The organism is Massilia sp. 2TAF26 (genome assembly GCF_052115005.1).
Classification (GTDB): domain Bacteria; phylum Pseudomonadota; class Gammaproteobacteria; order Burkholderiales; family Burkholderiaceae_D; genus Telluria.
Genome location: NZ_JBFRFV010000033.1, coordinates 16,972 through 31,347, shown reverse-complemented (window position 1 = coordinate 31,347; position 14,376 = coordinate 16,972). Strand labels below are relative to the sequence as shown.

Below are 14,376 nucleotides of genomic sequence, written 5' to 3'. Positions count from 1 at the left end.
TCCCAGGTCTGGCGTAGTGTCCCGCCATGCGGAAGTGCAACATGCTACTGCTAATGGTACGGATCAGTTTGTAGTGAAAAAAGCTTCATCGAATCAACCGGCTAGCTCATCCATTGATAGAATGGGAATGACGCCAGGCTCGCCGGCGGCTGAAAAGCTTAGGCAGTAACGGCAACACGAGCCCCTGATTTCAGGGGCTTTTTTTTCATGTTCACGAGAACAAAAGACGGAATCCTGAGAATGAGGAAAAGCAGGGCAATGCCCCGAACGCGACGATTGTGCAGCACGCTGATGGGCATCGCATTGAGTTCCCTTGCTTGCGCACAGGGCCATTCCGTCGTTCTGGCCGACTACAACCATGCCGTCTGGACCGCGAGCGACGGCGCGCCCGTACACGTCGAGCGCATGACGCAAACGCCCGATGGCTGGCTGTGGCTGGGGACGCCGAACGGCCTGTACCGCTTCGACGGCGTGCGTTTCCACCCCTTCGTCGCAGCCAACGGCGAGCACTTGCTGAGCCCCCGGATCTGGGAGCTGGCACCCCAGCCCAACGGCGACCTGTACATCGCTTACGAGGCCCCGGGCCTGAGTGTACTGCACGCGGACGGCCGGCTTGAGCATCTCGCTCCGGGAACGAAGGAGAGTCCCGTCAGCAGGACCAATGACGTGGTACGCGACGGCGAAGGCGCGCTGTGGGTCGGCACATCCTCCGGTCTGCGGCGCCTGCAGCAGGGGCGCTGGTCGAAGCTGGGAGCGGCGCAAGGCTGCCCCGATGCGCCGTTGACGATCGCACTTGATCGCAACGACCGGTTATGGGCCACCAATGGCCGTCACCTGTTCCGCTACGACCGGGACGCCGAGCGTTGCGTCCCCGCCAGCCTGACTGCACCAAACCGCGACGCTTCCGAAAAGATGCTGGGATTCCGGACCTCGCAGGACGGCCGGCTCTGGGTTGGAGCGGATAGCTATCTTGCGCTCGTATCGGCGGCGGCGCCCAGTGCTACCGCGCGACCGGGCTACCTCAGCCAGGGATCGGGCAGTACCGCCATCTTCGACCGGGCCGGCAACCTGTGGGCACTGCGCTGTCCGACCGGCGTCTGCCTGGCCGCGTACGCCGGCGTGGACCAGGCGAGCTACATCGACGTGGCTGCGGCGACGACGAGCCGGCTCGACCAGCCTGGCCAGCTGAGCTCGCTGGCGCCGCGCGTGATCTTCGAAGACCGTGAAGGCGATATCTGGCTCGGTTCTGCGACCGGTATCGAGCGCTTCCGCCGGAACACCTTGCGCCCCTTGGGGCTGCCGGCCATCAAGGGAGATTTCCATGTCGCGCCCGACGCCGACGGCAGCGTGTGGGTGGTCGCTCCCCAGGAGATGCGGGGATGGCGCTACGATCCTGCGTCGCGCCGTCTCACGGCGTTGCCGGGCAAGTATCGCGGTGCTACGCTTGCGCCCGACGGTGCGGTCGTGCTCCTCAGGGAGGACGGCATTACGGTGCGCCGCGCCGGCGTCGAGACCGTTATCGACCTGCCGGGACCGCTGCCGATGGCGGCCTGGGCACGCGGCGACGGCCACCGGGTCTGGCTCGGCGGGGTGAACGTCCCGGTCCAGCTTTGGGACGGCCACGCCTGGCGGCCGCTGGCCGACCTGCCTGGCGCCGAATTCGTCTTCAGCACGGCGGGCCAGCCCGGCCAGATGTGGCGCGGACTCGCCGATGGCCGCCTGGTGCTGTTCGAGGGTGGCCGCCTGCGGGGGGAATACGGCCAGGCTGCGCTGGGCAACATCGGCCAGGCGACTTGCGTGTCGACGGCGCCCGAACTCGTCGTGGGCGGCGAAGCTGGCGTGGCAGTGTTGCACGAAGGGCGCTTCCGGCGCTTGCGCGTGGAGCGCGACGATGTGCTGCGCCGTGTCACCGGCTTCTTCGTGGCGGCCGACGGCACCCGCTGGCTGAACGGCGGCATCGGCCTGCTGCGTGTCGAAGCAAGCGATTGGCGCCGGGCGGTGGATAGCGGTGCGCCGCTGCGCTATGCCTTGCTGGACGCGCGCGACGGCTACTCGGGCACTGCGGCGGGTGTAGCGTCGTTGAGGTTGGTGGGCGAGCACCTGTGGGTGACGACCACCGACGGCATCGTCGAGCTCGACCCGTCGCGGCGCGAACGCAATCCGCTGGCGCCGCAGCCCTTGCTGCTGGCGGTGACCGGGGATGAGCTTGCCTACCCGCTGACGCGCCCGCCGCTGATCCGCGCCGGCACCACGCGCCTGCGCTTCGACTTCACCGCACCTGCGCTGAGCCGGCCCGAACGCATCGTCTTCAGCTACCGCCTCGACGGCGTGGACCGTGCCTGGCAAACCGGCTCCGAACGCAGCGCCACCTATACGGGGCTGGCGCCGGGAGACTACCGCTTCCGGGTGCGCGCCATGAACGAGGACGGCGTGTGGAGCGAAGGCGAACGGACTCTCGACCTGCACGTGGCGCCGACCGTGGTGCAGACCGCCTGGTTCAAGCTGGCGTGCGTGCTGGCCGGCCTGCTGCTGCTCTGGCTCGGCTACCGCCTGCGCCTGCGCTTCCTGACGCGGACCTTGACCGAGCGTATGAGTGCGCGGATGGAAGAGCGCGAACGCATCGCACGCGACCTGCACGACACCGTGCTGCAGACTTTCCAGGGTTTCGTGATGAAGGTGACGACGATCCTGCCCGCATCGGAGTCCGCGCTGGCGGACTCTTTGAGGCGCAGCCTGCGCGACGCCAAGGCCGCCATCGAGGAAGGGCGCGACAAGGTCGCAGCCCTGCGCGACGGCGCGCACCACGAGCCCTCGCTGTGCGACTATCTGCGCACGACGGGGGAGCAGGACGCCGGCCCGGGCCAGCACTTCACGCTGCGCTGCGTGGGCAGGGCGCGGCCGCTGCATCCGATCGTCGAGCAGGAGTTGTGCGCCATCGGCCGCGAAGCCTTGCGCAACGCCTTCCGCCATGCGGATGCAAAACTGCACGAAGCGGTCGTGGAGTACGGTGCAGGCGCCCTGGTGCTGACCATGCGGGACGACGGCCGCGGTATCGACGCCGGCGCCAGGGACAAGCAGGGCCACTGGGGCTTGCGCGGCATCGAGGAGCGCGCCCGGCGCATCCATGCCGACGCGTGCCTGCGCACGGCGCCCGGCGCCGGCACGAGCTGGCGGATCGAAATCAAGGCGGCGCTGGCGTATGCGGACGTGCGCCGGGGCCTGCGCTGGCGCTGGCCCTGGCGACGCTGACGTTCAGCGGCTCTGGACGTCCTGACCGGTGCGCGACTCAAGCTGCGACGGCGCCGGCCTCACCGGCGCCTGGACGGCGGCGTGACGCAGGATCGACTGCGACTGGGACACCGGGCGCGTGATCGGCGAACGCTTGGCGCCGAGTGCGAAGTCGCTGGGCCGGTTCAGGCCCGTGGCCACCACGGTCACGCGCATGGCGTCGCCCAGCGACTCGTCGTAGACCGCGCCGAACTTGATGATGGCCTCGTCGCCGGTCTGCGAGCAGATCGCGTTCATTACCGCCTTCGTTTCACGCAGCTTCAGCGTTTCCTCGGATGCGGCAATGTTGACCAGCACACCGCGCGCGGCGCGCAGGTTCGAGCCGTCGAGCAGCGGGCAGGCAATGGCTTCTTCGGCCGCCTTGACGGCACGGTCTTCGCCGCTGTGCTGGGCGGAGCCCATCATGGCCATGCCGGTCTGGCGCATGACCGTGCGCACGTCCTCGAAATCGACGTTGACCATTCCAGGCACGGTGATGATTTCGGCAATCCCGGTCACCGCCTTGCTCAGCACATCGTCGGCGGCGGCAAACGCCTCCTTTTGCGTGATGTCGCCACCGAGGACTTCCTCGAGGCGGCTATTGAGGACGATGACGAGCGAGTCGACGCATCGGGCCAGGGTGGCGATGCCTTCTTCCGCTACGCGCATGCGCCGCGGACCTTCGAATTCGAAGGGCTTCGACACCACGCCGACGGTCAGGATGCCCAGCTCGCGCGCCACTTCGGCAATCACGGGCGCGGCGCCGGTGCCGGTGCCGCCGCCCATGCCGGCGGTGAGGAACACCATGTCGGCGCCTTTGAGCGCATCGGCGATGATGGTGCGTTCGCGCGTGGCGCTTTCGCGTCCGACGATCGGGTCGCTGCCTGCGCCGAGTCCGCTCTCGCCGAGCTGGATCCGTTTTTCGGTCTTGGTGTTCGACAGCGCTTGCGCGTCTGTATTCGCGCAAATGAATTCGAAGGTCGACACTCCGGAGGAGGCCATATGGCTGACGGCATTGCCGCCGGCACCGCCAACCCCGATTATCTTGATGACCGTTGCCGGTTGGGGAATGTTTGTTTCGGACAAGGAATACTCCGTTTGAAATTGTGTGTTCGACCGGCTGTAATTGCTGCGCGACAAGCGCATGCTGGTGCCGAGCCTATTAGACTACTTGCTGAGGTGCGCACGCGAAAGTTTGAAAACGTTACATTCGAAAATAATTGTAATAACGCGTGCAATGGCGCCGAAACGCTGGTGTGCGCTTAGGTATGCAGCAAGGCCACGAACTGCATGAGCTCGTTTTCGCCAAGGTCCGACACCGCCGAGAAATTCATCCCGCCAGCGCTCCACCGGACCAGGTGATAGCCTTGCCTGTCTGTCATCTGCGGCCTTGTAGGCAGATCCTTGCCTGGCCAGATCGTCACATTAATCGGATGGCGATGGCGGCGGTAGACGAGGACCGCGACATTCTGGCCCGCCAGATAGTCGAGCCGGCCACCGATCAGCGGATATCCTTGCGCTGCGAGGTCGATGACTGGGGGAGCGAAGGGCAGCTTGCCGTTGAACCAGGGTTTGACGGTGTGTTGATCGGACGAGACAAGGTCGGTCAGGTGGTCGACTTGCAGGGACCGTATGTGACTTGCGACCAGTTCATCGGTCAGGATCTGTTGCGGCGACCGCGCCATGCGGTACTCGCCGACACCCCAGGCCAGGGCCGCTGCCAGCGCCACGGTGAGCGCCGCGGCGGTTTGCGGCCACCAGCTTCGCCGTGCAAGCGGGCTCGTGCGAGGCATCCGACTGGACGGCAGGCCCGTGACGACCTGCGCGTGCAGCGCCGGCGGTGCGCTGAAATACGGCGCTTTCTCACGTATCCGCATGCCGGCGCTGCGTTGTTCCTCGATCTCGCGCCGGCACGCGAGACAGGTCTCGAGATGACGATCCACCGCGAGCGTGTCGACGATGCCCAGCTCCCGGTCGACATAGGCGGGCAAGAGTTGCTGGATCTCGCTATGCTCCATCATTCCCTCCGATAGCCTCGCCGAGGTTTCTCGCGAGAAGCTTGCGGCCCCGTCCCAGCCTTGACATCACCGTGCCGATCGGAATACCGGCAATCTCGGCGATTTCCTTGTACGACAATTCTTCCAGTTCGCGCAGGACGACGACCTCGCGAAATTCAAGAGGCAGGGCGGCAAGCGCCTGTTGTACGGCCCGATCGCAATCCTGTTGCATCAGCCGGGCCTCCGGATTCCCACGGGTTTCGTCCAGGCCGTGGAGTTCTTCGTCGAATGCCGTCTCTGGCGGCACGCCTTTTTCACGCAATCCGCTGTAAAAGGTGTTGCGCACGATGCGAAGCAGCCACACGCGTCCGTCGCTGCCATGAAATCCTGAAAAATACTTGAACGCACGCATCGCGGCCTCCTGCACGATGTCCTGCGCATCCTCGCGGTTGCGGGTCAACCAGCAAGCGAGATTGAAGGCCGAATTCAGATGCGGCAGGATCAATTCCCGGAATCGCACTTCAAGGGCCGAGCTGTCCATACGCATCCTTCGCTTGTCATCCCATCAAGACTGCGCTCGCCTGGATTTTATTCCCGATTCGTCGGGTGGTCCGGGAATAAGACGTCGCTGCCGCCGGTATACGGCTTACCGATCCGATCGAATCGGGGATGAACATGGAGGAAGCAATGGAACACACTATCGACCGGCGCGATTTCCTCAAGCTGGCAGGGCTGGGTGGCGTGGTGTTTGCGTCCGGCCTGGCCGGCTGGGCCAGCGCAGGTACACCAGAAAAGGATTTTTATTTTGTTCAGCTGTCGGACGCGCACTGGGGTTTTGAGGGATCGCCCAATCCCGATGCCCGCGGGACGCTGCCGAAAGCAGTCGCGGCCGTGAACAAGCTGGAGCCGCCGCCCGATTTCATCGTGTTTACCGGCGACCTGACGCACACGACCGATGATCCGGTGGAGCGCCGCAAGAGGCTGGGCGAATTCAAGGGGATCATCGACGGTTTGAAGGTCAAGGATCTGCATTTCATGCCAGGCGAGCACGACGCATCGCTGGACCATGGTGCCGCCTTCCAGGAATTCTTTGGCGACACCCACTACAGCTTCGACCACAAGGGCGTGCATTTCATTGTGCTGGACAATGTCTCCGACCCCGCAGGAAGAATCGGCGACGCCCAGCTCGCGTGGCTGGCCAGCGACCTCGGCAAGACAGCAGCGAACCTGCCGGTCGTCGTGTTCACGCATCGTCCCTTGTTCGACCTGTATCCACAATGGGACTGGGCCACGCGGGATGGCGCGGCGGCTGTCGAGCTGTTGATGCCGCGCGCGAACGTCACTGTTTTCTACGGCCATATTCATCAAGAAAATCATCACATGACCGGCCATATTGCCCACCATGCGGCGCGTTCCCTGATCTATCCCTTGCCGGCGCCAGGATCGCAACCCAAGCGCGCACCGCTGCCATGGGATGCCGCGCATCCCTATCGCGGATTGGGATACCGCGAGGTGGCCGCGCAGCAGGCGGGGCAGGCCTTTCAATTGCAGGAATTCCCCGTCCAGGGAGGCTCGTCATGAAACCCTGCCTGCAGCGGCGCCTGTTCGTGCTTGGCACGGCGGCGGCTACCCTGAGCATGCTGGTTCCCGCAAGCGCGAGGCGCGAGCAGGAGCGCCTGGTGCAAGTGCGCGCCCGGCGATTCACGTTCGAGCCGGATGAGATCCGGCTCGCGCTTGGCGTACCGGTCAGCTTCGAATTCACTTCGCTGGACGTCCCGATGGGTTTCAATTTGCCGGACTTCGGTGTGCGAAGCGATATCCTGCCCGGTATGGTGACACGGCTCCGCCTGACGCCGGACAAGGCCGGTCAGTTCCCGTTTCATTGCGATATCTTTTGCGGATCCGGCCATGAAACGATGTCCGGAATGATTGTCGTGAGTTGAGGCGTGGTCCAGTCGTCCGCCCCGAATGTCCAGGATGTTCTAGAATTCCCCCGATCCATCTCGTCTGCCGCATGTGGTCTCGTCAGGAGGAGGGCATATGAACCTGTCGCAGGTGACCGTCCAGCCGGCTCCCAGGCCCGGCAGTTCTTTCCACCAGGCCCTCCGCATCCTGCCGCGGCCGCGCCGCGCCGCCATGTTCGATATCTATGCTTTTTGCCGCGCGGTGGACGACATCGCCGATGGCGCGGCGCCGCCTGCCGAAAAGCGTGCGGCGCTGGAGCGTTGGCGCGAGGACGTGCACGCATGCATCGACGGCGCCGGCCCGGCGCATCTGGCGAACTTGCAGCGTGATATTGCCACTTTCTCACTCGCACGCCCCGATTTCGACGCCGTCATCGACGGCATGCTCATGGACGCACAGTCCGAGCCTATCTGCGCGCCGCCGGCGGCGACGCTCGACCTGTACTGCGACCGCGTCGCCAGTGCGGTCGGCCGGCTGTCGGTCAGGGTGTTCGGCCTGCCGAACGACGACGGCATCCTGCTCGCGCATCACCTTGGGCGCGCCCTGCAGTTGACCAATATTCTGCGCGACATCGACGAGGACGCCGGCATCGGTCGCGCCTATCTGCCGCGTGAATTGCTGATGGAAGCGGGTATTGCCCCTGGCGACGGCGGGTGGAAGGCGGCGGCGATCGCAGCCGATCCCGCACTGCCGCAAGCCTGTGTCCGGCTAGCCGGCCAGGCGCGCGCCTGTTTCGACGAGGCCACGAATGTCATGCGCGGTCATCGCGGCGGCTGCGTGCGGACACCGCGCATCATGGGCGCGGTGTACCAGGCGCTGCTGGCGCGCATGCTCGAGCGGGGCTGGGCCGGGCCTCGCGACGCGGTCAGGGTCGGCAGCCTCGAACGGCTCGGCATCCTGCTGCGGCATGCCGTTCTATAGCCCATCATTTCTGTAAAGGAATCATGATGCGATATTCAGCGTTCCGGGCATTGCATGTGGGGACGGCGGGTGCAGGCGGGGTCGCGCATGAGGCGCGCAGCCGCGGTCTCGAGCAGGGAATCGAGCGCGCGCTCCGGGCGGTCCTGGCCGAGCAGCGGCCGGACGGGCACTGGGTCTACGAACTGGAAGCGGATGCCACCATCCCTGCCGAGTACGTGCTGATGGTGCACGCGCTGGGCGAGCCGGCCGACCCGGCGCTGGAAGCGCGAATCGGCCGCTACCTTCGCCGCAAGCAGGGCGCGCACGGCGGCTGGCCGCTGTTCCATGACGGCGCCTACGACCCGAGCGCCAGCGTGAAAGCTTATTTCGCCCTGAAAATGATCGGCGATTCGCCGGATGCGCCGCACATGGTCCGGGCGCGAGAGGCGATCCGGGCGCGCGGCGGCGCCGAACGCAGCAACGTGTTTACCCGCATCCTGCTGGCGCTGTACGGGGTCGTGTGCTGGGATGCCGTGCCGGTCATGCCGGTCGAAATCGCGCTGCTGCCGCGCTGGTTCCCCTTCCATTTGTCCAAGGTCTCCTACTGGACCCGCACCGTGCTGACGCCCCTGCTGGTGCTCGACGCGCTCAAGCCGCGCGCGCGCAACCCGCGCGGGGTCGGCATCGACGAGCTGTTCCTGGCGCCGCCGCGCGAGCTTGGCCCGGCAGCTTGCGCGCCGCACCAGAATCCGTTCTGGTTCGCCTTCTTCAGCAAGGCCGAGGCCTGCGTCCGACTGCTGCAGCCCGGCATGCCGGCCCGCCTGCGGCGCCGCGCGATAGCACGCGCCAGCAGTTTCGTACGCGAGCGGCTCAACGGCGAGCACGGGCTCGGCGCCATTTTTCCGGCCATGGTCAACGCCGTCATGATGTTCGATGCGATGGGCGTCCCGCGCGACGATCCGGATGCCGTCCGTGCGCGCCGTGCGGTCGACAGGCTGCTGGTGGACCGTGGCGACGAAACCTACTGCCAGCCCTGCTTTTCCCCAGTGTGGGATACCGCGCTGATGAGCCATGCCCTCCTCGAAACGGGCACGCCGGAAGCGCTCGAGGCGGCGCGCCGCGGCCTCGAGTGGCTGCGTCCCCTGCAGATCGTCGACCTGCACGGCGACTGGGCGGAGCGCCGCCCCGGCCTGCGCCCCGGTGGCTGGGCCTTCCAGTATGCGAATGCGCACTATCCGGACGTCGACGATACGGCGGTCGTGGCGATGGCCATGCATCGCTACGACCGGCTCCAGCCCGAGCCCGGTTTCCAGGACGCGGTCGAGCGCGCCCGCGAATGGGTACTCGGCATGCAGTGCCGCGGCGGGCGCCACGGGCACGGCTGGGGTGCCTTCGACCCGGAGAACACCCACCTCTACCTGAACAACATTCCCTTCGCCGATCACGGCGCGCTCCTCGATCCGCCCACTGCGGACGTGTCCGCGCGCTGCGTGTCGATGCTGGCCCAGCTCGATCCGGCTGCCTGCCGCGACCGGAAGGCGCCGGCCCGGCGTGCGCTGGCATGGCTGCTCGACGAGCAGGAAGCGTGCGGCGCATGGTATGGACGCTGGGGCATGAACTATATCTATGGCGCCTGGAGCGTGCTGTGCGCGCTCGGCGCCGCCGGCCTGGACATGAAGGACGAGGCGGCCGTGCGCGCCGTCGCATGGCTGGCATCGATCCAGAACGAGGATGGCGGCTGGGGCGAGGACGGCGACAGCTACCGTCTCGGCTACGACGGCCACCGGCCATTCCAGTCGACACCTTCGCAGACCGCATGGGCGGTGCTCGGGATGATGGCGGTGGGCGCGGTCGACTCGCCGGCCGTCGCCCGCGGCATCGCCTGGCTGCTCGAGCGGCAGCGCGAGGATGGGCTGTGGGACGAGCAACACCACACCGCGACCGGCTTCGAACGCGTGTTCTATCTGCGTTACCACGGCTATGCGCGCTATTTCCCCTTGTGGGCGCTGGCGCGCTACCGCAAGCTGCGCTTTAGCGGCGGCGGCAAGCCGGGGTATGGCATGTGAGGGACACGGGCGAGCGGGATGCCAGGGTCATCGTCGTCTGCGGCCTGGGCTTCGAAGCGGCGATCGTGTCCAGGCTGGGCGTGGCCACCGTGCGCGGGCCCGGACCGCAGCGGATTGCCGATGGGCTCGATGCCCTGCTCGCCGGGCAGGGCGGGCGCGCCGGGGACTGGGGCGGCATCCTGAGCTTTGGCTGCGCCGGCGCCACCGATCCCTCACTGCGGCCGGGCGACTGCCTGCTGGCGTCAAGCGTGTGGAGCGCGGCCGGGGCGTTTCCCGTGGATCGCGCCTGGTCGCGTGCACTGCGGGCCCGGCTGCCGCAGGCGCGCGAAGGCCTGCTCGCAGGGCTGGATTTCCCGCTCGCCACGAGCAGGGACAAGGCAAGGCTGTGGCAAGAGACGGGCGTGCGCGCGGTCGACATGGAATCGCATGCGGCGGCGCTGGCGGCGAGGCGTCATGGCCTGCCGTTCGCAGCCTGCCGGGTGGTGCTGGACCCCGCCTGGCGCAGCCTGCCCGCATGCGCCCTGGCTGCGATGCGCCCTGGCGGCGGCACCGACATCCCGGCGCTCCTGCGCGGCCTCGCGGCGGCACCGCATGAAGCCGTCGCACTGGCCGTTTTGGCGCTGGATGCCTGGCGCGCGCGGCGTTCCCTGCTGCGCCTGGCCGTGCGGCTCGGCGGGGCGCTGGCGCCGCCGCGTTGAGTCACTTGTTCTTGCCGGCGGGGCGGTCGCCCGCCGTGCCGCCTCCGGTCGCATTGCTCTTCTGGTCCGCCTCGTAGTCGGGCAGGGCCCGCGGCTGCTCTTCCTCGATTTTGGACTGCCGTTGCGCCAGCCAGGCGTCGCGTACGAACAGGTATTTGTCGAGGGCCGCCTGTTCCAGCAGATTGGTCGCGTTCAGGTAGCGGGCACGTTCGCTGACGAAGTTGATTCCCCACAATGAATTGCGAACCGCGGGGCGGGCGTAGTTGACGGGCGTAACGAACTGGTCGGCGCCGAAGCCGGCGGCGTCGCGGAAGGTGCTGGGCCCGAACAGCGGCAGCACCAGATAGGGACCGCTCGCCACGCCGTAGTGGGCCAGGGTCAGGCCGAAGTCCTGGTTGTGTTTGGGAATCCCGGCCGGCGTCGCGATGTCGAGGAAGCCCAGGAGGCCAAACGTGCTGTTGACGGCCACTCGCATCAGGTCGGACATGCCGTCCATGAGGCGCAGCTGGGCGAAATTGTTGAACATGACCGGTACATCGCCCAGGTTGGCGAAGAAATTCGCGATGCCCGTACGGATCGGACTCGGCACGACGCGGTTGTAGCCGCGCGCCACCGGCTGGGCGACGGTGCGGTCGACGGCGTCGTTGACGCGCCAGGTGACGCGATTGAGCGGCTCCAGAGGATCGGCTGGATTGCTGCCCGGGCCGGTGGCGCAGCCACCCAGTGCGGCGAGGCCGGCGAGAGCGGCCAGGCGGATCGCGGGTGGCGCAGCGGAGGGTTGGATGTGTGTTCGCATACGGTTCTGGCCTTGGACGTTTCAGGTGGACGAAGGCGCGCGTGCGCTACTGGCCTGACGCTGCCGCGCGCGCGGCTGGCCAAGCAGGATAGGCTGGAAGAAGACGGCGCCGATCAGCGTACAGATCAGGGACAGCACGAGCAGCTCGCCCATGCTGGCGGTGCCAGGATGCCCGGACAGCCACAGGCTGCCGAAGGCAGTCCCGGTGGTGGCGGCGCTGACGACGATGGCTTCGGTCAGCCCGTGCTGGAGCAGAGCGGCTTCACCGCTGCGCCATGCCATTACATAGTAGATCTTGAACGCCACGCCCACGCCGAGCAGCAGGGGCAGGGCGATGATGTTGGCGAAGTTCAGGGATATGCCCAGCAGGACGCTGGCTTCGAGCGTGACGAGGCCCGAGACCAGCAGTGGCACCATGGTCCTCAGCACGTCGCCGAACTGGCGGAAGGCGAGCCACAGCAGCAGTGTAATCGTGAGCACGGCCAGCACCGCTGCCTGCACGAAGGCATCGACGATGAGCGAGGCCGCACCGAGCACCGAGATCGGCCCGCCGCTGGCGTCCGGCGCCACGCGCTGCACGGCCAGCGCGAAGCGGCGCAGGCGTGCGCTTTCCTCGGCGGCACTGTCCGCTTTTGCCCCGGTGGCGCGGCGGGGGCTGACGTCGACCAGCGCGCGGCCATCCGGGGTCATCCAGTTGTGCTTCAGCTGCCCGGGCAGGCTGGCGAGCGTCACCGGGGCGGCCTGCAGCGCCAGCTTGAGGCCGTCCAGTGCCAGCCGGAGCGGGGCGGCGATGGCGGCCTCGGCACGATCGCGCGCGGCGGCATCGGCACGCGCCAGCGCAGCCAAGGCATGGCTCAGGCGTGTGGCATGAAAGGCGCCAGGGCCGGGATGGTCGAGTGCCGCGTTGCGCAGCGAGACAGCGGCGGCCTGTAGCGCCGCCACGCGGGTGCCGTCGGTGGCCGGAGGCAGGGGCTGCTGATACAGTACCGGCGTCAGGACGGCCGCGGTCGCGGCGATGCGCTGGAGCTTGGCGGGTTGCTGCTCCGGCACCAGACTGGCAAGGGTCAGCGCCTGTGCGACTTCCGGCAGTGTTTCGATGCGTGCGGCGACGGTCCGGGCCTGCTCAAGCGAGGGCGCCAGCACCTGGACATTGTCGAGGCCGATGTCGGTGCTGCGCGACAGCGCCTGCAGCGAAGTCATCGATTCGCTGCGGGGATCCTTCAGGTGCAGCGGATTGAAGTCGAATTCGAGATTGCCCAGCAGCGGCAATCCGGCGGCCACCATGGCCAGGGTGCCGGCCAGCAGCGGCTTGCGATGCGCCTGCAGCGCCCGGTCGACCGGCACCAGCCGGGGAAAGCCCGGCGCGGTCCGGCCGGGCGGCGGATCGAGCAGCCGGATCAGCGCCGGCAGTACCGTCAGGCAGGAGGGCAGCGCCACGAACAGGATCCCGCAGCCGGCGATCTGGCCCAGCTCGGCAACGCCGCGGTAGGCCGTCGGCAGGAAGGCGAGGAAACCGAAGGCGGTGGCGATCGCCGCCAGCAGGAGCGGCAGCGCGATCGCCCGACCGGCCTCGTGTAGGGCCTGCGCGGTGCTGGTGCGGCGCTGGTGCATCTCGCGGAAGCGCACGCCGAACTGGATGCCGAAGTCGATGCCGATCCCGACGAACAGGATGGCGAAAGCGATCGAGATGAGGTTCAGTGCGCCGACCATCATGATGCCCAGCGCCGCCGTCAGGGCCAGGCCGCCGGCCATGGTCAGGCAAACGGCCAGGATCAGTCGCCCGGAGCGCAGCGCATACCAGAGCAGGGCCAGCACCAGCAGCAAGGCGGCTACGCTGGTGGCCAATGAGCCTTCCTGCAGCGAGGCGAATTCGTCGTCCGACAGCGGAATCGGCCCGGTCAAGCTGACATTCGCCTGGTAGCGCTGGGCCAGGCGCAGCTCGCGCGCGCTGGCCCGGACCGCTGCCGCCGCCGCCGAGCCCGGCATCAGGTCCTTGAAGTCCAGCACTGGAATGGCTTCGACCAGGCTGAAGGCACTGCCCGCCGGGCCGGTGTCGACCAGGTTCTGCCAGGAGAGCGCGGCCTGGCGTCCGGCCAGCACGCCTTCGACCGCGTCGGCGCTCTGCGCGAGCAGCGGCGCCATGCCGGGCAATCCGATCTGGCCGCTCTGCAGCGGCGCGCCCAGCGAGACCGACAGCAGGTTGGCCAGGCCGCGCAGGGAGGGATCGCGGGCCAGGGCGTTGAGCAGAGGGCGGGCATCGCGCAGGCCATCGGTCAGGCGGCCCAGCTCGGCCTCCGGCACATAGAGCAGGCCGTTACGACGGAAGAAGTCCTCGCCCTCGCCAAGGCTGACAGAACGGAAGCGGTCCGGCTGCCGGCGCAGGCTGGCCGCCAGTTCGCGCGCCGCCTGCGCGGCCAACTCGGGCGCGGGGGCGCGCACGACAACCAGCGTCGTATCGCTGCGACCCGGGAAGGCTGCGGCGACGGCGGCGTCGCGTCTCGCCCAGGGCGCATCCGGATCCATCAGGCGGCCGACGTCCGTGGTGATGGCGAAATGGCCGGCGACATACAGGCAGGCACCGGCCACCAGCAGTGCGAACCCCGCCACGACGGCCCAGGCGTAGCGCACCGAGAGGTCGACGATCCTGGCGATCAGTGTGGTCAGCATGTGCTCGTGATAATGGAGTC

The 14,376-nt window shown here is 67.6% G+C and carries 11 protein-coding genes; 6 read left to right on the top strand and 5 right to left on the bottom strand.

What is annotated here, in order from left to right:
* The first annotated feature begins 780 nt into the window (after nt 1–780).
* On the top strand, nt 781–3,249 hold the full coding sequence (locus AB4Z32_RS23940) for a triple tyrosine motif-containing protein (protein ID WP_442124375.1): 2,469 nt from the start codon (nt 781–783) through the stop codon (nt 3,247–3,249).
* Nucleotides 3,250–3,252: 3 nt separating this feature from the next.
* On the opposite strand, the gene ftsZ is transcribed toward AB4Z32_RS23940, so the two are convergent.
* From ftsZ to AB4Z32_RS23925, 3 genes are all read right to left on the bottom strand, one after another.
* Nucleotides 3,253–4,413, bottom strand: a complete 1,161-nt coding sequence (ftsZ, locus tag AB4Z32_RS23935) for a cell division protein FtsZ (RefSeq protein ID WP_442124374.1) — start codon at nt 4,411–4,413, stop codon at nt 3,253–3,255.
* A gap of 116 nt (nt 4,414–4,529) precedes the next feature.
* Complete coding sequence (locus AB4Z32_RS23930; protein ID WP_442124373.1) at nt 4,530–5,288, bottom strand: anti-sigma factor family protein; 759 nt, start codon at nt 5,286–5,288, stop codon at nt 4,530–4,532.
* A complete protein-coding gene (locus AB4Z32_RS23925) occupies nt 5,275–5,805 on the bottom strand; it encodes a sigma-70 family RNA polymerase sigma factor (protein ID WP_442124372.1) in 531 nt (176 codons plus the stop codon). Before AB4Z32_RS23925 ends, AB4Z32_RS23930 begins: the two co-directional genes overlap by 14 nt.
* 146 nt (nt 5,806–5,951) lie before the next feature.
* Between AB4Z32_RS23925 and AB4Z32_RS23920 the strand changes: the two genes are divergently transcribed.
* From AB4Z32_RS23920 to AB4Z32_RS23900, 5 genes are all read left to right on the top strand, one after another.
* Nucleotides 5,952–6,845: a metallophosphoesterase family protein gene (locus AB4Z32_RS23920; protein WP_442124371.1), complete on the top strand. Its 894-nt coding sequence runs from the start codon at nt 5,952–5,954 to the stop codon at nt 6,843–6,845.
* Nucleotides 6,842–7,207, top strand: a complete 366-nt coding sequence (locus tag AB4Z32_RS23915; RefSeq protein ID WP_442124370.1) for a cupredoxin domain-containing protein — start codon at nt 6,842–6,844, stop codon at nt 7,205–7,207. Before AB4Z32_RS23920 ends, AB4Z32_RS23915 begins: the two co-directional genes overlap by 4 nt.
* Nucleotides 7,208–7,304: 97 nt before the next feature.
* Nucleotides 7,305–8,150, top strand: coding sequence for a presqualene diphosphate synthase HpnD (gene hpnD, locus AB4Z32_RS23910; protein WP_442124369.1), 846 nt, complete (start codon nt 7,305–7,307; stop codon nt 8,148–8,150).
* 23 nt (nt 8,151–8,173) lie between these two features.
* Nucleotides 8,174–10,195, top strand: a complete 2,022-nt coding sequence (shc, locus tag AB4Z32_RS23905; protein ID WP_442124368.1) for a squalene--hopene cyclase — start codon at nt 8,174–8,176, stop codon at nt 10,193–10,195.
* On the top strand, nt 10,192–10,893 hold the full coding sequence (locus tag AB4Z32_RS23900) for a phosphorylase family protein (protein ID WP_442124367.1): 702 nt from the start codon (nt 10,192–10,194) through the stop codon (nt 10,891–10,893). Before shc ends, AB4Z32_RS23900 begins: the two co-directional genes overlap by 4 nt.
* 1 nt (nt 10,894) lies before the next feature.
* On the opposite strand, the gene AB4Z32_RS23895 is transcribed toward AB4Z32_RS23900, so the two are convergent.
* Both AB4Z32_RS23895 and AB4Z32_RS23890 read right to left on the bottom strand, forming a co-directional pair.
* On the bottom strand, nt 10,895–11,689 hold the full coding sequence (locus tag AB4Z32_RS23895) for an MlaA family lipoprotein (RefSeq protein ID WP_442124366.1): 795 nt from the start codon (nt 11,687–11,689) through the stop codon (nt 10,895–10,897).
* Nucleotides 11,690–11,710: 21 nt separating this feature from the next.
* Nucleotides 11,711–14,356 (bottom strand): MMPL family transporter, encoded by a 2,646-nt coding sequence (locus AB4Z32_RS23890; protein ID WP_442124365.1) that lies wholly within the window; start codon nt 14,354–14,356, stop codon nt 11,711–11,713.
* Between the last annotated feature and the right edge of the window lie 20 nt (nt 14,357–14,376).

What these genes read in the sequence shown, in the direction of transcription:
- AB4Z32_RS23895 (WP_442124366.1), bottom strand. Translation starts at nt 11,689, where the DNA reads ATGCGAACACACATCCAACCCTCCGCTGCGCCACCCGCGATCCGCCTG.
- AB4Z32_RS23915 (WP_442124370.1), top strand. Translation starts at nt 6,842, where the DNA reads ATGAAACCCTGCCTGCAGCGGCGCCTGTTCGTGCTTGGCACGGCGGCG.
- hpnD (WP_442124369.1), top strand. Translation starts at nt 7,305, where the DNA reads ATGAACCTGTCGCAGGTGACCGTCCAGCCGGCTCCCAGGCCCGGCAGT.
- AB4Z32_RS23930 (WP_442124373.1), bottom strand. Translation starts at nt 5,288, where the DNA reads ATGATGGAGCATAGCGAGATCCAGCAACTCTTGCCCGCCTATGTCGAC.
- ftsZ (WP_442124374.1), bottom strand. Translation starts at nt 4,413, where the DNA reads ATGCGCTTGTCGCGCAGCAATTACAGCCGGTCGAACACACAATTTCAA.
- AB4Z32_RS23925 (WP_442124372.1), bottom strand. Translation starts at nt 5,805, where the DNA reads ATGGACAGCTCGGCCCTTGAAGTGCGATTCCGGGAATTGATCCTGCCG.
- AB4Z32_RS23920 (WP_442124371.1), top strand. Translation starts at nt 5,952, where the DNA reads ATGGAACACACTATCGACCGGCGCGATTTCCTCAAGCTGGCAGGGCTG.
- shc (WP_442124368.1), top strand. Translation starts at nt 8,174, where the DNA reads ATGATGCGATATTCAGCGTTCCGGGCATTGCATGTGGGGACGGCGGGT.
- AB4Z32_RS23890 (WP_442124365.1), bottom strand. Translation starts at nt 14,356, where the DNA reads ATGCTGACCACACTGATCGCCAGGATCGTCGACCTCTCGGTGCGCTAC.